Annotated in this window: 22 protein-coding genes and 2 pseudogenes; 23 read left to right on the top strand and 1 reads right to left on the bottom strand. The window is 38.4% G+C overall.

Features of this window, described 5'->3' with window-relative positions; all coding sequences use genetic code 11:
- Window positions 1-245: 245 nt before the first annotated feature.
- The 14 genes from CVD28_RS07525 (at window position 246) to CVD28_RS28475 (ending at window position 11,875) form a co-directional block, all read left to right on the top strand.
- The gene (locus CVD28_RS07525) at window positions 246-1,478 is read left to right on the top strand and encodes an MDR family MFS transporter (RefSeq protein ID WP_101591765.1); all 1,233 of its coding nucleotides are present in this window, start codon (window positions 246-248) and stop codon (window positions 1,476-1,478) included.
- Window positions 1,479-1,646: 168 nt separating this feature from the next.
- Complete coding sequence (locus CVD28_RS07530; RefSeq protein WP_180954037.1) at window positions 1,647-2,462, top strand: AraC family transcriptional regulator; 816 nt, start codon at window positions 1,647-1,649, stop codon at window positions 2,460-2,462.
- Window positions 2,463-2,574: 112 nt separating this feature from the next.
- Window positions 2,575-2,802, top strand: coding sequence for a hypothetical protein (locus CVD28_RS07535; RefSeq protein WP_142384741.1), 228 nt, complete (start codon window positions 2,575-2,577; stop codon window positions 2,800-2,802).
- Between the two features lie 184 nt (window positions 2,803-2,986).
- Window positions 2,987-3,127, top strand: coding sequence for a hypothetical protein (locus CVD28_RS27960; RefSeq protein ID WP_180954039.1), 141 nt, complete (start codon window positions 2,987-2,989; stop codon window positions 3,125-3,127).
- Between the two features lie 411 nt (window positions 3,128-3,538).
- A complete protein-coding gene (locus CVD28_RS07540) occupies window positions 3,539-4,381 on the top strand; it encodes a pirin family protein (protein ID WP_101591768.1) in 843 nt (280 codons plus the stop codon).
- Between the two features lie 161 nt (window positions 4,382-4,542).
- Window positions 4,543-5,289, top strand: coding sequence for a type I methionyl aminopeptidase (gene map, locus CVD28_RS07545; RefSeq protein ID WP_101591769.1), 747 nt, complete (start codon window positions 4,543-4,545; stop codon window positions 5,287-5,289).
- Window positions 5,290-5,422: 133 nt separating this feature from the next.
- Window positions 5,423-6,139 (top strand): SDR family oxidoreductase, encoded by a 717-nt coding sequence (locus CVD28_RS07550; protein ID WP_101591770.1) that lies wholly within the window; start codon window positions 5,423-5,425, stop codon window positions 6,137-6,139.
- 343 nt (window positions 6,140-6,482) lie between these two features.
- Entirely contained in the window at window positions 6,483-6,893 is a 411-nt protein-coding gene (locus CVD28_RS07555; RefSeq protein WP_101591771.1) for a DUF4395 domain-containing protein, read from the top strand.
- 397 nt (window positions 6,894-7,290) lie between these two features.
- Entirely contained in the window at window positions 7,291-8,166 is an 876-nt protein-coding gene (locus CVD28_RS07560) for a LysR family transcriptional regulator (protein WP_180954041.1), read from the top strand.
- A 708-nt stretch (window positions 8,167-8,874) separates the two neighbouring features.
- Window positions 8,875-9,432: a recombinase family protein gene (locus tag CVD28_RS07565; RefSeq protein ID WP_180954042.1), complete on the top strand. Its 558-nt coding sequence runs from the start codon at window positions 8,875-8,877 to the stop codon at window positions 9,430-9,432.
- Between the two features lie 441 nt (window positions 9,433-9,873).
- Window positions 9,874-9,948, top strand: coding sequence for a hypothetical protein (locus CVD28_RS29230; protein ID WP_257985802.1), 75 nt, complete (start codon window positions 9,874-9,876; stop codon window positions 9,946-9,948).
- A gap of 282 nt (window positions 9,949-10,230) precedes the next feature.
- On the top strand, window positions 10,231-10,674 hold the full coding sequence (locus CVD28_RS07575; protein ID WP_101591774.1) for a hypothetical protein: 444 nt from the start codon (window positions 10,231-10,233) through the stop codon (window positions 10,672-10,674).
- Between the two features lie 233 nt (window positions 10,675-10,907).
- Entirely contained in the window at window positions 10,908-11,615 is a 708-nt protein-coding gene (locus CVD28_RS28470) for a hypothetical protein (RefSeq protein WP_219621187.1), read from the top strand.
- Window positions 11,594-11,875, top strand: coding sequence for a hypothetical protein (locus tag CVD28_RS28475; RefSeq protein WP_219621188.1), 282 nt, complete (start codon window positions 11,594-11,596; stop codon window positions 11,873-11,875). The genes CVD28_RS28470 and CVD28_RS28475 overlap by 22 nt, the downstream gene beginning before the upstream one ends.
- 566 nt (window positions 11,876-12,441) lie before the next feature.
- Here the strand turns inward: CVD28_RS28475 and CVD28_RS07585 are convergent.
- Window positions 12,442-12,759: pseudogene (locus tag CVD28_RS07585) on the bottom strand (IS110 family transposase); the annotation flags it as partial.
- Between the two features lie 378 nt (window positions 12,760-13,137).
- Between CVD28_RS07585 and CVD28_RS07590 the strand changes: the two are divergent.
- From CVD28_RS07590 to CVD28_RS07630, 9 genes and pseudogenes are all read left to right on the top strand, one after another.
- Window positions 13,138-13,281 (top strand): annotated as a pseudogene (locus CVD28_RS07590) (IS110 family transposase); the annotation flags it as partial.
- Between the two features lie 623 nt (window positions 13,282-13,904).
- The gene (locus tag CVD28_RS07595) at window positions 13,905-15,287 is read left to right on the top strand and encodes a sigma-54 interaction domain-containing protein (RefSeq protein ID WP_101591942.1); all 1,383 of its coding nucleotides are present in this window, start codon (window positions 13,905-13,907) and stop codon (window positions 15,285-15,287) included.
- 158 nt (window positions 15,288-15,445) lie between these two features.
- A complete protein-coding gene (locus tag CVD28_RS07600; RefSeq protein ID WP_101591775.1) occupies window positions 15,446-16,768 on the top strand; it encodes an aspartate aminotransferase family protein in 1,323 nt (440 codons plus the stop codon).
- Between the two features lie 16 nt (window positions 16,769-16,784).
- The gene (locus CVD28_RS07605) at window positions 16,785-17,783 is read left to right on the top strand and encodes an ornithine cyclodeaminase family protein (RefSeq protein ID WP_180954044.1); all 999 of its coding nucleotides are present in this window, start codon (window positions 16,785-16,787) and stop codon (window positions 17,781-17,783) included.
- 126 nt (window positions 17,784-17,909) lie between these two features.
- The gene (locus CVD28_RS07610; protein ID WP_101591777.1) at window positions 17,910-18,734 is read left to right on the top strand and encodes a transporter substrate-binding domain-containing protein; all 825 of its coding nucleotides are present in this window, start codon (window positions 17,910-17,912) and stop codon (window positions 18,732-18,734) included.
- A 46-nt stretch (window positions 18,735-18,780) separates the two neighbouring features.
- Window positions 18,781-19,440: an amino acid ABC transporter permease gene (locus CVD28_RS07615; protein WP_101591778.1), complete on the top strand. Its 660-nt coding sequence runs from the start codon at window positions 18,781-18,783 to the stop codon at window positions 19,438-19,440.
- The gene (locus CVD28_RS07620) at window positions 19,433-20,155 is read left to right on the top strand and encodes an amino acid ABC transporter ATP-binding protein (protein ID WP_101591779.1); all 723 of its coding nucleotides are present in this window, start codon (window positions 19,433-19,435) and stop codon (window positions 20,153-20,155) included. The genes CVD28_RS07615 and CVD28_RS07620 overlap by 8 nt, the downstream gene beginning before the upstream one ends.
- 136 nt (window positions 20,156-20,291) lie before the next feature.
- Complete coding sequence (locus CVD28_RS07625) at window positions 20,292-21,257, top strand: carbon-nitrogen hydrolase family protein (protein WP_101591780.1); 966 nt, start codon at window positions 20,292-20,294, stop codon at window positions 21,255-21,257.
- Window positions 21,258-21,759: 502 nt separating this feature from the next.
- A complete protein-coding gene (locus tag CVD28_RS07630) occupies window positions 21,760-22,224 on the top strand; it encodes a hypothetical protein (protein ID WP_101591781.1) in 465 nt (154 codons plus the stop codon).
- Window positions 22,225-22,323 lie beyond the last annotated feature (99 nt).

Below are 22,323 nucleotides of genomic sequence, written 5' to 3' on the forward strand. Positions count from 1 at the left end.
AAGCCCAGTAAGTAAGAAAAAATCATATATATCACTTGGATTTTCCCAAATGGACCGGAAAAAATCTTAGAAGCTATTGAAATATTAAACTAATCAAAGGTTTTAAATATATACCATCTAAAGAATCTTCAACTTGGGTGTTGAGAACCCTCAAAAATTGCTGTAAAAAGAAAAGCAATTTATAAAGAGAGTATTCCTTAATCGTTATGTAAAATGAATACCAATACAATTTCCTGGAGGTATTCATGAGTAAACGATTGAATTTTATCAATAAGTGCCATCCCGTTGCATGGGGATTAATTGCAGGGACATTTTTGTCGAGGGCAGGATTTTTTATGTGTCTGCCTTTTTTAGGAATTTATCTAGTGGAGGTAAAAGGTTTTGCACATGCTACTGTAGGAGCCATTTTAGGGATCAGTTATTTCGTAAGTACCTTTACTGGTTTTTTGGGAGGAGTTTGGTCCGACCGTTTTGGCAGATTCCCGATATTAATTTGTTCTATGTTTTTATGGAGTTCAGTATTTGTTGGATTCGTTTATGCTAATGAAGTGTGGGAATTTTTCATTGTAAATGCATTGAGCGGTTTCTGCCGCAGTTTGTTTGAACCAGCTGCCCGAGCATTGCTGGCAGATGTGACGCCAGAAGAAAATCGTATGGATGCTTTCAATCTAAGATACTTCGCCATCAACATGGGGGGAGCAATTGGACCTTTAACTGGACTATTAGTGGGTGCATCGAAGAATGCCACTCCATTTACGATTGCCGCATTTATATATCTGTCATACGGACTATTAATTCTATGGTGGAAGAGCAGGTTCCCAGAATCACGTACGGCCAGTCAGGCTAATGATCCCATTTCCCTGGCGGCCAGCATCAAAATTGTAAGTAAAGATAATGTTTTTGCTCTTTTCCTGGCCGGCAATATTTTTGTAGTGGCGGGTTATGCCCACCTTGACACTACACTGTCGCAATATCTGGGAAGTGAAAGCATTCATACCTATTCTATTTTATTTATTACGAATGCTATTGCTATTTTAAGTCTTCAATTCCCATTGGTCACATTGATGAAAAAAACCTCACCTTTAACAGCCCTAAAGGTCGGGAATGTGCTTTTTGGTTTAGGAATACTAGGGTTCGGAGTCTCCAAATCGGTAATATTCTTGATAGCTGCCGTCATCCTTTTTAGCGCAGGGGAAATTATGTGCTTTATTATCGGAGATGTTTTTATCAGTGAAATTGCCCCCGTACACTTACGTGGCGCTTATTATGGTGCTTCAGGTCTTCAGTTTATTGGTCAGAGCGGCGGTGCCTGGATCGGCGGGATACTAATCGGCATGTTTGGCAATAGCAGCGCTTTACTGGTCTTTGGAATCTTAGCCCTTCTGACCATACTTGCATACCCTTGCTTTGAATATGGGGAATATCTTTTTAACAAAAGACATTCTGGTAAAATGGGTAAACTCGAAAAATACTCATAAATAAGCGGATTTCTCCTATAAGATAAGTAATCTGCTATTTCGCGTGGGCACAGTAGTGATTGTTTGGTTAGGCCATAAGCCAGCCCCGAAATCTTACTTAAAAAGTATTTGAATTATGTATTATAATGGAAGAAAAATGAGGGAGCGAGACAAATGAGATACCTTAACTTGAAATTAATAAATACCAAATTAATGATGTCTCATTTTAAACCATACTCGGCTGATCCTGTTGCACATGAACACGGAAACGATTTTCAAATCACAATTCCCTTGTCTGGAAATTCATTTTTAGAACAAAATCAAACCGTTGAATTAGTGGATAAAAACATACGGATAGTTACGCCTCCCGGAGAAAAGCATCTGCATTTCACCGAGATGAGTGAAAGCCGCATTTTATTAATCAATATAAATAAATCCTTTGTCGACAAGGTTGCTTCTTCAAGATTGCAAGAAGAGATAACAGAAGTTACATTTTTCCATGAAGGTTCAGGCTCATCCGAAAACCTGATAAGAATTGCGGATGAAGTAATTAACCTAAACTTATTTTGTTATGATCAAATTGCCCGAACCGAAGAACTTGAATGGGAATTAGCTGAAACACTTTTATCATTGCAGGAAGGCTCTCACACTGAAAAATGGCGAAGCAAGATAATATATAAAGCTAATCCAGCAATCAATAAGGTTATTCAGTACATTAGAGAGAATTTCCAAAACGAGCTTTCATTAGATCATCTCGCTAAGGAATGCAATCTTAGTAAATTTTATATGATAAAGCTTTTTAAGGATGCCATCGGCTGTACTCCAAGCCAATACATATTGCAAATAAGATTAGATTTTGCAGTGAAGCTAATGCTTCACACAAATTTACCTATCACCTCCATCTGCTTTGACGCAGGATTCGCAAGCTTAAATACATTTGAACGGGTTTTCAAGAAAAGATATGGTAATACCATCTCTGATTTCCGGAAAAAGCATAAAACATGACAGAAATGAAGTCTAGGATAAGTAAGATATGTATGTTATAATTGATTGATATAGAATTATTGATGACTTTTTCTATCAGAATTCCGAGGTCACCTTAATTGAAAGGGGACAAATGGATATGACATTATGCAAAAATGACGAAACAAAAAAGATGCTGGAAAACTTAATCTTTTACAAGGACGTTCAAATCACCCATACAATAAATGGTTATATACTTACCTATTCCAAAGATTTAAAATGTTTTCAAATTCTATGTAATAAAACAGGAGAATTAACTCAATACGCTGATATTGAATCTTGTGAATCAGCCTTAAGTAAAATTCAAGAAACTCTTAAATAATTTTCAGATCATGCCTAATCATATAGAATAAACATATGAAAAATGACACCATATATTTGATGGTGTCATTTTCTTTATTGGCCTGAAACAAGTCTTTTTTGAAAAGAACGCTTTTGATACGCTAATACTGGATGGAAGCTAATTTCAAATCGCAAGTTGAACTTGAATCGGAGAGGATATAAGTATGAAGCCTCTTACTTTACCGGACCTATCAACAAGACCGTTTAATCTGTCGGGTGAACGGAAGATGGATGCTCCGGCAGATGTACTTTTTCAGGCAAGGACAAAAAAGCCCGATCAATGGTTAGCGGCACTGGAAGTGTAATTATGCAAGAGGAAGTCAACACGGTATTCTTCTTTGAGACAGTTTATTCGGGAAACATAAAGAGGCTGCACGCCATCCTTATTATGGAAGGTTTTAAAGGCTTGAGCGTAACAACCGTCCGTCGAAATTACATGGAATACTGGAGATGGAGGAACAAAGGGAGCTGAAACTGTTGTAACGGTTGAACTTGAATCTAAGGGTAAGAGACCATGGCTCGGTAAAGGGACTTCGGTATCGAAAAACCAGTATTTAAAATGGTATTTTTATAGGGAGTACGTAAATCTTCAAACATGCTGATTTTTTCTTTTTTTGATACGATTACACTGATGTTTCCTAATAAAGAGCAGCAGGAAAGCTTTCCAGTACCAACATTGGTTTCGCATTAAAATCGAGAAAAATCAGGAGGTTAGCATGAATACAGAACATGTCTTTTTAAGAGGAATAAAAAGTGTTAGAGATGTTACTTATCAACAGAACAGCGATACTCATAAAGTGGGATTAGTTATAGAACCAGGATATTGGGAACAGCATGACCCGTTCCTGTTACTGGCTGAAGATTGGTTTCAAAAGGGTACATTCCCCGTGCACCCTCATCGCGGGATTGAAACAGTCACCTACGTAATAGAGGGAAAATTGGAGCACTTTGATAATAAAGCCGGTCGCGGTGAGCTTCTGCCTGGCGATGTACAATGGATGACCGCTGGAAGAGGAGTATTGCACTCAGAGGACCCCGCAGAAGGTGAGACCGTACATTCCCTGCAGCTTTGGGTAAATCTTCCGAGTGAACAGAAAATGACTGAACCCCGTTATCAAAACCTGCGCAGCCAGGATATGCCTGTACGGAAAGAAGATGGTGCAGTGTTTCGAGTATTCTCGGGTTCTTCAAAAGAGATTATCTCAGATACAAAGAATCACATTCCTGTAACTATGGTTGAAATGACTCTTGAACCAGGTGCCACTGTCACACAGGACCTTCCAGGAGATTACAATGGATTCCTCTATATTATAGAAGGAAATGGGAAGTTTGGGATTGATGAGGTAGAAGGTAAAAAAGGCCAGGTTCTTTGGCTGGAACAAGCAAGCAATTCAGAAATGAGCGAAGTTAAAATATCTGCACAAGAACATTTGAAAGCGGTTTTATATGCGGGGCGGCCTGTTCGAGAGAGAGTGGTGGCGCGTGGACCATTTGTAATGAATACCGAAGAAGAAGTCAGGCAAGCGTATCGCGATTACATGGAGGGGAAATTTAAATAGTTTTGAAGGTGTTGCTGCAAGAAATTCCAACAAGATTCTGTTATTTGATTTTCCCATAAAAAAAGGGATATCATGTAAAAGCGAATAAAAAATAGAGCTGAGATAAAGATGTGATAAATGACAATGTCACAATTAGCAGCATTTTTACAAGGAGCGGTTTGATGATTACAATAAAAAGCGAGCGGGAAATTCAAGCAATGCATGAAGCAGGGAAGCTCCTGGCCTCCTGTCATAAAGAGATTGCGAAAATGATTAAGCCTGGCATTACGCCGATGGATATTGAACGTTTTACAGAAGAATATTTGGCAAAGCACGGAGCTACCCCTGAGCAAAAAGGCTTTGAAGGATATCAGTATGCAACATGTGCTTCCATAAATGATGAAATCTGCCACGGCTTTCCAACTAACAAGCCACTAAAAGAAGGCGATATCGCAACGATTGATATGGTCGTAAATCTAAATGGCTATCTGGCTGATTCGGCATGGACCCATCCAGTAGGAGAGATTTCAGAAGAAACGAAAAGACTGGTCGATGTTACGAAGCGTGCCATGTACCTTGGCATCGAACAAGCTGTGATTGGTAACAGGCTAGGTGATATCGGCCATGCTATCCAATCATATGTCGAAGGAGAAAAATTCTCGGTAGTCCGTGACTTTACCGGCCATGGAATTGGAAAAACCATGCATGAAGATCCTCAGGTACTGCATTACGGCAAACCTGGAAAGGGCATGCGCCTGAAGGAAGGTATGGTCATCACGATTGAGCCTATGGTAAACGCAGGAACATGGCATATGAAAATGGACAAAAATGGCTGGACAGCGAGGACAACTGACGGCAAACTGTCTGCACAGTTTGAGCATACTATCGCGATTACAAAGGATGGCCCGCTGATTTTGACGGAGCACTAATAAAGCCATCTATGAAATGGTGGAGTTCTCGATTTAATTTCGAAGGAGATCTTCATAAAATATGGTAGCAGCATAATGAATTCTAGCCAATCAAATTGGCTAACTAAAAAAGATTTTAAGGGAGGACTTAACTATGTCATTAAAAGGGAAACGCGTGGTCATTTTAGGCGGTACTTCTGGCATCGGATTATCTACAGCCAAAGCATTTCTTGATCAATCTGCTCAAGTGATCATTGCCAGCCGTTCTGAATCAAAGTTAGCTGAAGCAAAACAAATCCTTGGTGGTTCTGTAGAAGCATACGAAATCGATTTCCGCAGTGAAGAAAAAGCAGCAGACTTTTTCAGCAAGGTTGGAAAATTTGATCACCTTGTGGTAACAGCAGGAGAAGGTGCTATGGGGCACTTTAGCGAATTACCTGTCACAAGTGCTAAAGAGGCCTTTGACAGCAAGTTCTGGGGGCAGTATATTACCGTCCGTGCAGCACTTCCGTTCTTACATAATGAGAGCTCGATCACCTTAACCTCTGGTGTATACGGTGTCCGTCCCCCTCAAGGTGCTACAACTTTGGCGGCCATCAACTCTGCCATCGAAGGATTGGTTAGAGGACTTTCCATAGACCTAGCCCCTATCAGAGTAAACGTTGTTTCACCGGGTATTGTTGATACTCCTATCTACTCTGGAATGCCAGAGGATCAGCGGCAAGATTTGTTCAATGGAATTGCACAGCAGCTGCCTGTTGGAAGGATTGCGCAACCTCGAGATATAGCTGAATCATATGTATACTTAGCGAAAAATGGATTTACTACTGGTACAGCTGTTCTTATCGATGGCGGAGCTCATTTGATATAATAGCTAAAATCTAAGTTGATACATTAGGCCAAAAGCCATTCTAACCGATTGATAGTCAGATTAAACTCCTTATTTTTAGCGCGGCAATACTGGAAGGGAGTATTGCCGCCTTTTTGTTTAACAGAATATAGCAAAAACTTATGATACCCCGTGCAAAGGCTATATATTAAAGATGGAACTAAACAGATGTGCTAGTTGTCACAAAACTAAGAGAGTTAAAAAAATGTACTGCTTGATAAAAGTATGATAAAGTCAATGAATAATTCATAGTAATATTCTAAGAAAACTTGGTCATGAATCTATCATTTAATTTGACCAGTTATTTCATCAGGAGGCTATTCACATGGGTATACCAAAACCTTTGGTACAACTAAATCAATCATTTATCGTGTTGAGTGTTCTTATTGCATTGGTATCTTATAAATTAATACTAATACTTCCATTTGTTATAGGCGTTTACACGTTAATAACAAAGAAGAATCCCATTATATTAATAGGTAAGAGCTTCCTGAAAAAACCGTCTTCCCAGTATGAAATGGAAGACAAAGACCAGCAGATTTTTAATCAATGGATAGCAACAGTATGCCTTGGATTGTCACTAGCTTCCTTCCAGCTCGGATGGAACACATTAGCCTATACTTTTAGTATTATGGTCCTTTTAGCTGCTGGGATTGCATTGATGGGTTTTTGCATTGGTTGTTTTATTAGATATCGTTATATCATGTGGAAACATAGAAGAAGATTAGCAAAATGAGTCTTCTATCCAGCAAGACCTTTTCGAAAGTCAGTAGACGTAAATCTCCTGCAAGGTGGAGATATTGTAATTGTTTATGAGTTTATGAGTATTGGGACAAAAAGGATTAATCAAAATCGATTGATTTTCAGGCAATAGAATTATGAATTGTTTAACTAACGGATTGACTTTCTTCAATACGACACATAATTATTTCTATTTAAGAGAAGATAAAAATGAATCTAGTGCATTTTCTGTCTTTTTAATAGAGTATGGGAATAAAGATGAAATCATTTATCCGAAATGTTGTTTCAAGAAGGAGACTGCTCAAGCAGTCTCTTTAATTGTCAGAAATTGATGAAAAAATTTGATATTTTATGTTATGTTATGAGTAAAACTAATATAAAGAGGGATGAATTTGTCGATAGGCAAATATGAAATATTTCATACAGTAGTAGAACTTGGCAGCTTAACAAAAGCAAGTGAATCGTTAAATATTTCCCAATCAGGGGTAAGTCATGCCATTTCCAGCTTGGAAAAAGAGCTGGGGTTTTCTTTATTAACCCGTAATAAAGCAGGCATCAGGCTAACCGTAAACGGTGAGCGGATGTTGTCATATATTAGGGAGATTCTATATTTGAATGAAAAAATGCTTCAGGAGGCTGGGGAAATTAGAGGATTAGAAATAGGGACTGTTAGGATCGGCACCTTTTCATCCATTTCCGCTTTATGGCTTCCTGGGATTTTGAAAAAATTCATGGATCAATATCCGCATATAAAAGTAGAAATTATGGAGGGGAAACAGGAGGAAATCTCTCTGTGGATTTCTCAGGGGATTGTGGATTTCGGTTTTTTAATTCTGCCTGCTGCCGATATGGAGGTTCTCCATTTAAAGCGAGAAGCGTTTTGCTGCGTTGTGCCGGACACCCATCATCTTTGTGCTGAAAATTCTATTAAGCCAAATGCATTGAAGGAAGAGAAGCTGATTCTCCAAAATTCTACCCTTAAAATCATCCATAACATTTTGAAATCAAATAAACTTTCTCCTGAAATTGCTTTTCATTTAGATGATGAACAGGCTGTTATCTCGATGGTGAAAAACTCCCTTGGTGTAGCCATCCTGCCAGACATCGCTTTACATAACCTGCCTGAAGGTGTAAAAAAAATACCCCTTTCAGATGACCGAGCTATTTCCTCCATCAGCATTGGTTCGATATCCTTCAAAAATCTTCCGCCAGCTGCCGAAAAATTTATCGCGGCTTCGACCTTATGGTTAAATGAACATTTCACATGATTCTCGTAAATTTGCCTTTTTCATAGAATCTAACGTAAATTTGATATTTATTGGAACCCGGGGGAGGGGGGTACGCTTATTGTTCATAAAAAAATAAGCGTAGCATGTAAATGTAAACAGAAAGAGATTAAGCAACAAAAAACAGCAGGAACCAGGGGGATAAAGATAAACTGTTTTTTTATTGATATTCCTGAAGCTTATGAAAGGGGGCATATTTTGTAATATAAATGCTAGTTTGTTGCCGCGGCATTGCTGTGGTTTTTATTTGCTTTCTGCCTGTAACATGAATGAAATAATGTTATTCACACCAGGCATAAGTTGTCCACAATTTTTCTGAATGTTTCAAAAATACTTATTTATGATATGAAAAGAAGAATTTCCAGTTTGTAATATGAATGACATAAAATTATCCCCGGATCCATCAGTTGTCCACAATTCTTCTCAATGTTTCAAAAATACTTATTTATGATACGAAAAGTAGAATTTCCAGTTTGTAATATAAATGAAATAAAGTTATCCCCGGATCCATCAGTTGTCCACAATTCTGGTTTTTCTGAAAATCATATATTTTAGATACAAAATTAGGAGTATTTTACTAACATTATCATATTGTCTCAAAAATATATCTTTTTATTCTAAATGTAAAGGCAAGAGACGTATTTATGATACATTTTAAGTAATTGATTATATATGGAAGGTGGAGAGGTAATGGCTAAACTGGGTTATGCGAGAGCCTCTTTAGGTAAACAAACTCTTGAAAAACAGATAAGTTTTCTTTCAGAATTTGGATGCCGCAAGATTTTTACTGACAAAATAAACAACATAGAAAGAGAAGGGCTAAAAGCAATGCTGGAATACGCAAGAGAAGGAGACATTGTAATCGTGTACAAACTTGATAGACTAGCAAAAAGCATCCAAGATCTTCATCGAATAACAAATGAGCTGAGGGAGAGAGAAATTGATCTTATCTCCTTAACACAAAACATTGATACCTCGTCAGAAAGCGGCAAAATGGTCTTTCATATGATTGAAGTTTGCGCAGAATTTGAAAGGGAGCTAATCGTTGAAAGGATAAATGCGGGAATCGAAAACGCGAGAGAAAAGGGAGTGAAGCTTGGAAGGAAAGAAGCTGACAGACACCTTAAGGAAAAGGCTTATGAATTGTATTGTTCCGGGGAATATACCATGAGGGAGATAACTCAAGCAACGGGTTTAGCACGAGCGACCATTTATAGATATATAGAACAGAAGAAGTCCACTGAATGAATCGGTTACATGTTTAAGGAATCGATGTAAATGTGCAGCTGAATTAGACATGTACAATTTTTATGTTTTACATACATTTTACAAATAACTTCCTATTACAGAGTTATATTGGCGCATATGGTAATGTCCTCTTTGGTATGGGACTAAATTGGTTTAGCAGATTTTTACGGTCATCACTGTTATGAACAAAAACACCGAAACATGAACAACAGCACCATTTGGTTTTTAAATTCATCTGTAAATGTTCTTCGTTCTCGTTTGGTCATTGTAGATTCTCCTCAACTAGTGTATTAGTAGTCTACTTGACCTTAAAAATCCTGTCCAACTAAGTGTAGCCTATCCATTTCTGGGTTTCGGGTATTATTACGACGTTAAAAACAAGAGGTACCAAGTAAAACCCATCCAAGTTCCATACAGAAATTTCAAAGAAAGCTTCGAAAACTGACAAAGCGAAACTGGAGTGTCCCGCTAAACTATCGAACAGTGAAACTAAAACAAGTCATATTCGGGTGGTAAACTACTTCAGGATAGCAAATATAAAAAAGCGACGGAACGAATAGATATGAAGCTTCGCTCCAGAATTAGTGTAATCATCTGGAAACAATGGAAAGTACCGAAGAAACAAATTAAATCGCTCATTCAGTTAGGGATTCCGGAGGAAGAAGCGAAAGGACTAACCTACTGTCGATACCGGTATATAGGATTATCGAAAGTTGTCCAAAGAGCCATCTCAAACAAAAGATTAAAAGGATTAAGACTGAGCCATTATTACTTATATTTAGATGGAAGGTGAAAGGTTTGTTAAAATTAAGAACTAACTCATTAGATTGGGCATTAAAACATATAGAAAACTATGGAGATACCGATATTTTCCCAGTTCCTTTTGAATATAAAGCAATTAGTTATTTATGGGATAGAAGTATAAGAGAATTACCTAATGGTACAACTCTTAAAGAATACTTGAGAAATCAAGATATGTTACAGTGGAATGTAAGGGATTTCAGAAGAAGTCTTACACCAAAACATAAGTATGGATTTCGGTTATCAACCCAGTTAGACCCATTGGATACATTAGCTTATCTAGCTTTAGTTTATGAGATTGGTGAAGATATTGAAACAAAGAGGATTCCCATTGAAAGAAATGTAAGCTTTTCATATAGATTTAATCCAAACGATGAGGGAAGAATGTTTGATTCCGAAGTTAATTATGGAAGTTTTTTGAATTATTGTGAATGGATGTAAAAGTTTATTTTTCCGATTTTTTTGAAGTGGAACCAAGTGTTCTGGAGGAATACGGTGCATTTGATGTATCGCTCATTAATGACTTGCCGCTGTTTATTGACCCGTTTCTTCTGTTTAATAGTAGTAAGAGAGAGTATCAAGAGTTACATGAGAACATGTTAAAATATCTTGGTTTTTTGCGAGATAAAGCTTAGGAAAAGGAAATTTCCCGTGGATTATTAAATGCTTGGTTTATGTTTCCTGAAATCAAGCAGAATTGGTTAGGTTTTTCTAAAAACGGGAATGGAGGCAGCGGGCTAGGACCAGACTTTGCAGCTGCTTTGCATAGTAATTTAAATAGCGTGCTCTCGGTATTTGGAAATGAAACAGTAACAAAAAGTAGCCACCTGGAAAAAATTTGTATTATTAAGGAAAAGGTGGGTAAAGACAATATTAGTGATTTCACAACAAGACTTATACACGAATATTTGCTGAAATATACACAAACATTTGCTTTAAACAATTTGGACAAAAAGTATGTTAAAAAGGTGGCTGTTAACAACGTAAGGTTTAACTATAAAACTGAATCCTGGGATAGGGATAATTATCATTTACCGTATCTTAATGGAGATTACGTCCTTTTAACTCCTACTGATATTCTAACCAAAGACGACACTTGGATAAATAAAACGGATATGGTAAAGGATTTCTCTCTCATACCAGAGTGCATTGATAATGAACAGTTAAGGTTTCAAATCAACAATTACTTCTTCTCTATTCTTCCCAAGAAACCTTCTGCAAAAGACCGTAGTCTTGCTGTATCCAGAGTCATACAACAATACCCTGAGTTTGTTGATTATTATATTAAATATAAGGAGCAGCGGGGGATCAAGCCCAAGCGAATAGTAGCCAAAAAGTTAAAGAATCCGCTCAATTTTATGTGGAGCAGTTTAAAGAACTAATCGAACTGCTTGAAAGTCATACGGAATTCTATAAAAAAAAATATGATACTTATGAGGATTCCTTTAAGAGAGTTTTGTATTTAAAGCATGTTATTGAAAATAATGATGGCTACCGTATATTTTATTCAAAAGGAGCTCCTATTAAAAAGGAAGATGACTTGCAGATTCTATACAGGCTGACTTGGTTTGCAACTGATTCTGATGTAAATAGAGAAGTAAATAATGGGAGAGGACCTGTTGACTTTAAAGTATCAAAATGAAATAAAGATAAGACGCTCATTCAATTTAAACTGGCAAGTAATTCACAGTTGAAAAAAATTTGCAGAACCAAGTACCAATATATGAAGCTGCGAATGAAACAAAAAAATCAATAAAAGTGATTTTATACTTTTCCGAGCAGGAGTTAAAAAAGTACAGAAAGTATTACAAGAACTTGGCTTGCAGGAAGCAAAAAATATTATTGTAATTGATGCAAGGAATGATAATAAGCCATCTGCTTCTACTGCTTCTGCTTAACGGACAGTTCCATGATAAAAACTATCCTGTATAGTTAGCCATTTGGACCACAAATCTGTTGTCTTTTTTTATGTGTGCCAGGCATGGCAACTATCTAGGTGGTGAAAGTCCACTGTGGGCGTACACATCGACCAACCACTAAGGAAGCGCAAGGTACTTATCGTGAGGTATGGGCTGGAGGAAGCGTGAAATAAAATCTTGGCTCGACGTACAGAAATCTGATACTAAGGCTTTATAAAGGGATGAGACTCCATAACAAGTTAAAGTCCAAAAGATGTGAGTAACTTTGTAGAGTAAATCAGGCGAGTAAAAGAGCTTTGGCAATCCATTCTGAATCCTTCACATCGGTCTTTCGACCGGGAACAGCTTTCATATGTTGTGCATTGACCACTAAGAATTCTATTTCTTCAGCCTCTATTAAATTTACAATAGGTTTCCAATAAACACTCGTGATTTCCATGGCAACATGAGTGCAGCCGTGCAATTTAATCCAATCCACCAACTGTAGTAGAAATACAGTTTTAGTGGAAAACGTTTGAATCTCCTTTCCTTCTGGTGTGATAACGCAGGCTGTAATGTTGTCTTTATGAACATCCATACCGCATGCTCTTTCAATGACTATATCCATTGAAAACATCCTTTCTACGGCTCTAAGATAATTAGAGGCTGGTGCAGCAACCAGAATGGGATTAATCTACCATGTGTGCTTCCCGTAAGGGAGCGACAGTCAGAGGTGCACCGTGGTCGTTGGAGTCAGACTAACGGATGGGCTCTAACGCACCATAGTTCATCGACCTTCCTCATCCAGCCGTAGAATCAGTATTGACGGAGTGTGACCATTTTCATTCTCTGTGGTGAAGCGCCGATTTTTGCGCTTCATGGAAGGCTAACGGGGCAGTTTAGCATTCCTGTAGATCGTTAATTTTCAACTTTGATAAAAAAAGGGCTCCTCAGTAAGATATGAGTAAGACACGACTCTAACTCAAACCTTAGGAGGAACCCTACTATGAAGTTTAAAACGCAAGACAAACAAATTCAACTAATAGAAAGAATTACAGATAAGTATATCGTTATTGGGGTAGATATTGCACAACAATTTCACGTTGCCAGAGCAGTCAATTTCCGTGGGATTGTCGTGAGCGGAAATCCAAGGCAAAGGAATGTCCTTCGCTTAAACATGAGAGGTTACCACACAATGAGCCGTACACTTTCCCGTCCTGTGGTAAAGTGTACGGCTCATCTTTCTATTCTGGGGATAAACCGGTCCTTCTTGGATTAAGTGTCATCAATAATCAAAGAAGTGAGGGGACCGAGGTCGCCTTGCTTGACCCAAAGCTTTTTAATTTTATCATCATAAACTGAATGTGCCGGCGGGTCCCGGTTAGGCACCAGGGAGGTTCTTTCAGGAATTTAAATGTCAATAAATAATGCCTTTGTGTTTTTGTGAGTTTAAGGCACCGAGCAAAAAAGAATTGACTATATGAAAGAGAAGGTTTCCGATTAATTGATGCTTCTTATTTGAAATAGATTTGTGGTATCAACATTAAAAAGAGAAGTCCTTTTTATTTTCTTTGTTCGACATAAGCATCTAAAGAGTGTTATTTAATGACAGTATTCTTCATGACAAACTTTTGCAGAACTCAAGGTAAATATTTAGTATTGTATATTATATCCAAAACTGAATATTTGGAGTATTCTATATAAAATAGAGGTTTAAATAAAACGAAGGAAACTAATATTCAATTTTGAATAATGGGAAAGGAACTGGAGCTTATGACCCTTCAAAAGCAAACATGGAACGAATATGAAGCGATTCTTCGCTCACTTAAGGATGACATTTTGGTGACCAATACGAATGGAGTTATTCTCAGTGTTAGTGAGGTAACTGGTTCCATATACGGTGTAAAGACAGAACAGCTTATTGGGAAATCGGTATATGACCTTGAAAAGGAAGGGTTATTTACTCCTCTTGCTGTTCCGGTGGTCCTAAAAAACAATGAAAAAACAACCTTTGTTCAAACAACACGCAATGGAAAAAAGCTACTGGTTACAGGAATTCCTGTCTTTGATGCAAATAATGAGATATTTCGTATTGTCAGTTACTCCCATGATGTAACGGAGTTATTAGAGATGGAAAAATACCTGATTCAAATGAAAGGTGAGATGGAGAGAGTAAAAAAAGAAATTGAAGTGATGAAAAAACGCAATTACCTCGCTGATGAGATTATTGCAAACAGTGAGGAGATGAAGAAAGTGATTAATACTTCCCTCCAAGTGGCCGAAGTAGATGCAAACGTACTTTTATTAGGGGAGTCTGGGGTTGGGAAGTCGATCATTGCCAATTTTATTCACAAAAAAAGTTTAAGGAAAAAGGGCCCATTCATTGAAGTAAATTGCGGTGCCATTCCAGAGTCGCTATTTGAAGCGGAGTTATTTGGCTATGAATCAGGTTCTTTTACGGGGGCACATAAGAAAGGGAAAATTGGGCTTGTTGAGTTGGCTGAAGGAGGCATATTATTTTTAGATGAAGTAGGCGAACTGTCCATTGCAAATCAGGTGAAATTACTGAAGCTTATACAAGAGAAACACTTCTATCGCGTTGGGGGAACGAAGTTAAAAAGTGTGGATTTTCGGCTTATTGCTGCTACCAATAGGAATTTAGAAGAAATGATTCAGCAGAAAACATTTAGGGAGGATTTGTTTTTCAGATTAAACGTTGTGCCTATCTTGATACCTCCCTTACGTGAACGTGTTGAGGACATCATTCCCTTGATTGATAAGTTATTGGTGCATTTTTCAGAAAAGTATAATCGGCAGCGTATTGTTCATGAAAATGTTATGAAGCAACTGCTTTCATTGGAATGGAAAGGTAATGTAAGAGAGTTAAACAACTTAATGGAGAGGTTGGTTGTGACCTCGTCAACGCCAATCATCACCGAAGAAGATCTTCCGGCAGCATACCGCACTCCTTCTGACCTATTTTCTATAGAAGTTAACGCAAATGTAAAACCATTAAATGAAATGCTCGGAAATCTTGAAAGAAGCATTCTCTTAAGAGCAAAAAAACGATGCAAAACACAAATAGAAATGGCAAATTTTCTCGGAATAAGCCAACCGACAGTCGTCAGAAAACTAAAAAAATATTCTTTAGAGTAACTGCAGAAGTCTTTTTTAGGCAATGATGTATTTGTAAATACATAAGCGTGTAATTTTTGGCATGATTCTTGCATTATAACTATTATTGATAAGGAGGAAATGAAATATTCATTTGATGTGCTCATTGAGACAAGTATAAAAAATTGGAGGATACTAATATGGAGAGAGATTGGAGCCATCTTGTTAAAAACATGCCAAATCGTCTTGCGCCAAGTATGGCAAAGGATCATCCTAATCTGCCTGTTGTAAAGGAAGAAGGCTGTTATTATTATGGTTTGGATGGGAAAAGGTATCTAGACTTCACTGCTGGTATCGCTGTAGCCAACACAGGACATCGGCATCCAAAGATCGTTCAAAGCATTAAAGATGCGGCAGATCAACTCACTCATGGACCTTCCGGTGTCATCATTTATGAATCCATCTTACGATTGGCGGATGAACTGGCTACTATTTTACCGGGTGATCTGGATTGCTTTTTCTTCGCAAACAGTGGAACGGAAGCAATAGAAGGTGCCTTAAAACTAGCGAAATATGTTACAAAGCGTCCCTATGTCATTTCCTTTATTGGAGGGTTTCATGGGCGTTCACTTGGTGCATTAAGTGTTACCACATCAAAAAGTAAATATAGAAAATACTTACAGCCATCATCCTTAACTTATCAGCTTCCTTATGCCAACGTAAAGGAATGTCCACCTGGTGTTGATCCAGAAGCCTATTGCATTGAGAAATTAGAAAAGGACTTCCAAATGTTATTCAACCATCAAGTCACACCTGAGGAAGTGGCCTGCGTCATTGTAGAACCAGTCCTTGGAGAAGGCGGCTACATTGTTCCTCCAAGGGGGTGGTTGCAAAAAATTAGGGAGATTTGCGATCAGCATAAGATCTTGCTTATTTTTGATGAAGTACAGACCGGATTTGGACGAACCGGAGATTGGTTTGCCGCTCAAACGTTTGGTGTTACTCCTGACATTATGGCTATCGCTAAAGGGATCGCTTCCGGGTTACCATTGAGTGCCACGGTTGCTTCACATGAACTAATGCAGCAATGGCCTTTAGGAAGTCATGGAACGACATTTGGCGGGAATCCCATTGCTTGTTCCGTCGCCTTGACAACACTTGAGGTAATAAAGGAAGAACGGTTACTAGAGAATGCACGGAATATGGGAAGGTATGCTACTGAAAAGCTGGAGTTATTAAAACAAAAACATCCTGTCATTGGCGCCATATGTTCTGTTGGACTCATGATCGGTATTGAAATCGTACATTCAGATTCAAAAGAACCGAATGGTGAGGGATTAGCAAGAATTCTCGATCTTGCCCTTGAGAAGGGGGTATTGTTTTATTTATGCGGTAACTTTGGAGAAGTGATCCGTATGATTCCGCCATTAACGGTTAACCAAGAGCAGATCGATGAAGGTCTGCAAATGCTGGATGAGGCTTTATATGCATACGAAAGAGAGATTCATATTTTTATCAATTAAAGAGGAGTGGGATAAATTGACAGATGTTATGTTGATTTCACAAAATCAAGTAAAGAATGCTTTAAGCATGGAACGCATCATTGATATCGTAGAGCAAATTTTTAGTGTACATGGAAATGATCAAGTGCTTATGCCTTCCAAGATTACTCTAGATTTGGGAGAAGGAAATGAATGGCCGCCATATGGTGGGTCCTTCAACGCAATGCCGGCTTACATTGGAAAAGAGATGGATATTTCGGGGATAAAGTGGGTTTGTGGATTTGAAGGGAACAGGGCCAAAGGACTTCCGTATATCAGTGGTACAATTTTACTGAATGATCCGAGAACAGGTGAGTTATTAGCGCTTATGGATGGAAGCTATATTACGGATTACCGCACTGGTGCTGCAACGGGCGTAGCGGTTAAATACTTAGCTAAAAAAGACGCCAGCGTTGTCGGAATTATCGGTGCAGGCATCCAGGCCAGGACAAATTTGATGGCTATCGCGGCAGTAGCCCCAATCCAAAAGGCCAAAATCATTGATATAAATAAAGAGGTTGCGAGTGCATTTGCGGAAGAAATGAGTAAAGAGCTGAATATTGAAGTTGTCGTGGCCGACACGAATCAGGAAGTTGTAGAAGAATCAGATATCATTGTAACAGTCACGACAGCTAATACGCCACTAGTTATGAAAGAATGGCTACAAGAAGGTTCACTTGTTATCTCGGTGGGCTCGTTCCAAGAATTGGACGAGACAATCCCTTTAACAGCAGACAAACTTGTGGTCGATCATTGGGAGCAAAACACTCACCGCGGGGAGCTAACTAAACTCATAGAAGCTGGGCATCTAACCGAGAAAAATCTCTATGCTGAACTTCCCGAAATTGTTACAAATAGAAAAAAAGGCAGAGAAAACGAGAAAGAGATTATTTGTGCATGCTTAATTGGAATAGGCTCTACAGATATCGGGATAGCTCATGAAATATATAAAGACATAAAGAATTCTGGTGAATTTCAAGTGTTTCCCATTAGATAAATTGAAGATGGGAACCTAATATTCTCTGAGGGTACATACGCCCGTTAACAATTGTAATCTATCTTTTAATTTCAAACTTAATGAAAAAAATTGAGTGCAAAAAATAATCATTATGGGGGAATAAATGTGATATCTATCAAATCATTTACTTCAATAGGTTTGTTTTTGTTGTTAAGTATTGTGCTGCTTACAGGATGTGGATCGAAACAGACAGAAGGTGATGCACAGGGATCATCAGAAAACTCAAAAGAAAACTCTTCAGAAAAAAAGACGCTTGTCATGGCAACATCTGCAGACTATCCCCCATATGAATTCCATGATCAATCAAACGGAAAAGACGAGATTGTCGGAATGGATATTGACATCGCAAAGATAATTGCAGAAGAATTAGGATTTAACCTTGAGATTAAAGATATGGATTTTACTGGTCTTTTGCCAGCATTGCAAACCGGGCGCGTCGATTTCGTTATGGCTGGAATGACTCCGGCTGAAGAACGAAAAAAGAATGCAGATTTTTCTATTAAATATTTTGAAACAAAAAATGCAGTGGTGGCAAAAAAAGGAAGCAACATTACGAGCGCAGAGGACTTAAAGGATAAGAAAGTTGCCGTGCAGTTAGGCTCTGTTCAAGAGAAAGATGTTGAAGAAATTGCAAAAGAAGTTAGCGGAATCGAGATGAAGCGATTAAATAAAAACCCTGAAATCATTCAAGAATTAAAAGTGGGAAGAATTGATGCTGCAGTAATAGAAGGGTCCACCGCTAAATCATTTATTCAGAACAATCCTGACCTGGAATTTAATATCATTCCCAAAAAAGAAGACAAGGGTATAGCGATTGCATTTCCAAAGGGTTCCTCTCACATAGAAGACTTTAACAAAGTAATCAAGGAGCTGCAGGACAATGGGAAAATTGAAGAGCTTGCGGCTAAATGGCTGTCCGAAAAGCAGTAAACCTTATTTCAAGCTTGTCAGACCCTCGAAAGGTGGCTAAAAAGGTATGGATTTGAACTTTGATCAAATCGCACCATCTATCCCTTACATTCTACAAGGGTTATTTGTAACTCTACAATATACATTGTTATCCGCCATTTTGGGATTCTTTTGGGGCATTGTGTTAGCTCTTTTTAAAATATCAAATGTAAAATTGCTTAAGGTGTTTGCAGTGATTTATACCTCCATTTTTCGGGGTTTACCCTTGATTCTAAGTTTAGCCTTAGTTTATTTCGCTTTACCCCAACTCACTGGATATGATATTACCATGTTGGAAGCAGGCGTCCTGACATTCGGGCTTAATTCTGCCGCATATGTATCAGAAACCATCCGTGGTGGAATTCTTGGGGTTGATAAAGGACAACGTGAGGCTGCATTGTCGCTTGGGGTTTCTTATCGACAATTGATGATCGACATCATTTTGCCCCAAGCATTAAAGAACATCTTACCCGCAATGGTTAACGAGGGAATTGCACTGCTAAAGGATAGTGCATTGGTATCCACAATAGGTGCACTGGATCTCCTGCGCCGTGCAAACATAATAGGAGCAAGCAAATTTCTTTACTTTGAGCCTTTAATCATCGTGGCGATCGTGTATTACCTCATGGTAATGGGAATGACATTTGCAGCACGTGGACTGGAAAGGAGACTTCGGCGCAGTGATTAAGATCAAGAATTTGTATAAATCATTTGGTAAGCTGGAAGTTTTACATGATATTTCAACAGAAATTTTAAAAGGTGAAGTCATAGGACTTATCGGACCATCTGGATCAGGAAAATCCACATTGCTACGATGCATAAACCTATTAGAAGTTCCAACTAAAGGGCAAATCGAGATTACAGGAATGGATATTACCTCCTCCAAGGCGAACATTACAGAAATTCGCCAAAACATTGGTATGGTATTTCAGCACTTTCATCTTTTTCCTCATATGAGTGTAATCGAAAATATTACTTATGCTCCTATAAAAGTTAAAAAGGTTCCAAAGGAAACAGCATATGGAAAAGCAGAAGAACTTCTAGAACGTGTAGGTTTATTTGATAAAAAGGATGTATTTCCTGCTAAATTGTCAGGTGGACAAAAACAGCGTGTAGCAATAGCTCGGTCATTAGCGATGGAACCGGAAATCATGCTTTTTGACGAACCAACTTCAGCACTGGATCCAGAAATGGTAAAAGAGGTTCTGGATGTAATAAAATCCCTGGCACACACAAAAATCACGATGGCGATTGTCACCCACGAAATGGGCTTTGCCCGTGAAGTTGCGGATCGAATTTGCTTTATGGAATCTGGGAGACTAATAGAAGAAGCTCCACCAAATCAATTCTTCACTCAGCCACAAAGTGAACGGGCACAGCAGTTCCTGGGGAAAATGCTGTAGGATAACGCGGGTACAGGTAGATATCTGGTGGATGCTTTTAGATGGAAAAACTTAAATAGTGGTTACTTTTAGGAGGAGGAGCAAAATTTTGCCACTCTAATCATAAGTTCAGCCATTTAGAAAAGAGGATCGAGAAATGAATAACCAACAGCAAAGCGTACGAGTGGCTGTCGTCCAAGCTGCTTCTGTCATCATGGATAGGGAAGCTAGTACGGAAAAGGCCGTTTCGTTAATAAGACAAGCAGGAGAAAGTGGAGCTAAGATTGTCGTATTCCCTGAAGCTTTTATTCCTGCTTATCCACTTGAGCTCTCCTTTGGAACGAAGGTAGGGGCACGGTCCCCGGAAGGACGAAAAGATTGGCTTCGTTACTGGGAAAACTCGGTATCCGTCCCAAGTGGCACGACAGAAATTTTAGGAGAAGCAGCCCGCAAGGCAGGTGTCTATCTTGTGATCGGAGTAATTGAAAGAGACAATGAATATAGTGGAGGAACCCTCTATTGCACGGCATTGTTTTTTGGGCCGGATGGGGCATTGCTTGGCAAACACCGTAAATTAAAGCCTACCGGTGCAGAGCGATTTATCTTTGGAGAAGGAGATGGCAGTACTTTGCCGGTATTTGATACGCCCTACGGTAAAATAGGGGCGCTGCTTTGCTGGGAAAATTACATGCCGTTAGCTAGAGCGGCGATGTACGCGAAAGGAGTTCAAATCTATATAGCTCCTACAGCAGATGACCGGGAAGTCTGGCAATCTACCATTCGCCATATCGCCCTTGAAGGAAGGTGCTTTGTTCTATCCTGCAATCAGTATGTTACAAAGGATATGTTCCCCACTGATTTGGCCTGTTATGATGAGCTGGCATCTTCTCCCGATGAGATCTGTACAGGAGGCAGTGCGATTGTCGGTCCGATGGGTGAATATGTTAAAAAACCGGAATATGGCCATGAAGACATTCTCATAGCTGATCTTGATTTGCGTGAAATTGCTTACAGCCGATTTGATTTTGATGTGGTAGGTCACTTTGCAAGACCTGATGTATTTCAACTACTGGTAAATGAAGAGAAAAAAGAAAATGTGAAGTGGATTAATCGAACGTATTGAAATGAGCGGGTCTTTGTGGATTTGTAGATATAAAAGGGGTGTAGCGGCAGTCCTTTTTCTTGTTGAACTAAAGGGGCAGCATTCCTGTAATGAGTGAAAATGGAGTTTGAACAAAAAAATAACCTCTTGGTAGAATGAGAAGGTCCTGAAGCTGCGCAGCGAAAAGGACATTACTCAAATACCAGGAGGCTGGCCGAGTACGTAGAGCAGAAGAAATAATAAGGCTTAATGAACAACGCCGGTTTCCGTAGTTTACAACAAATTCTTTAAATATATAGCACTGAAAATGTCTTAAATTTTAAGATTGTTTTATGTTCTCCTTGTTGAACGGGTGTGTTTCTACAATACGTGGAGACTCATTTTTCTTATTAGAGTAATGATCAGGTTCGTTGAAAAACGGATAAAAACCAAAAGGACAGATTAAACTAACCAATCTGTCCTTTTTTCCGTACAATTAGTAAAATACGAAAGAAGTTCCTACAATGATCGACAACAGAATGTAATGATAAATGGGAATACAGTATACCCAAATAACGATAATGATAACGGAGTAGTAAACGTTAGGGGAATTGAGTTTGAAATTATTTACCACAGAACAACAAAGCCTAAAAACGAATATCCTACAAAGTCCCAAGTGTATGAAGTATTATCAAACGGTAAGGATTCAACACATAATTCTTTAGTTGTTACTTTTGAAGGATATCCCAAACTTGTACCACTCTATAACATTGTTCCAGCTACAATAACAGGATATCCCATTAGACTAGAAACATTAGGAGCAGGTAATGGATATTTTGGTCAACAAGTTAGTGATTCCTCCGTGGAAAATTTTCATTATATAATCCTTGAAGCTTGGTTGGACCATCTAGAAACAGGGAAAGAGTTTTATAGGGATTATGCTGTAGGTGGGCAGTCAAAAGAAGAAATTATAAGAAAGATTGAGCAAGAGCTTGAAAAAATTTCCTAGTTTTTATAAAGGGGAATTAATGTATCGTTCGAGTGGGCGATACATTTTTTCTTTGAATAAACTTAGGATTAGTTTACAAGCATCTGGCTTCCTGTCCTT

This window comes from Bacillus sp. M6-12 (genome assembly GCF_002860285.1).
Taxonomy (GTDB): Bacteria; Bacillota; Bacilli; order Bacillales; family DSM-1321; genus Peribacillus.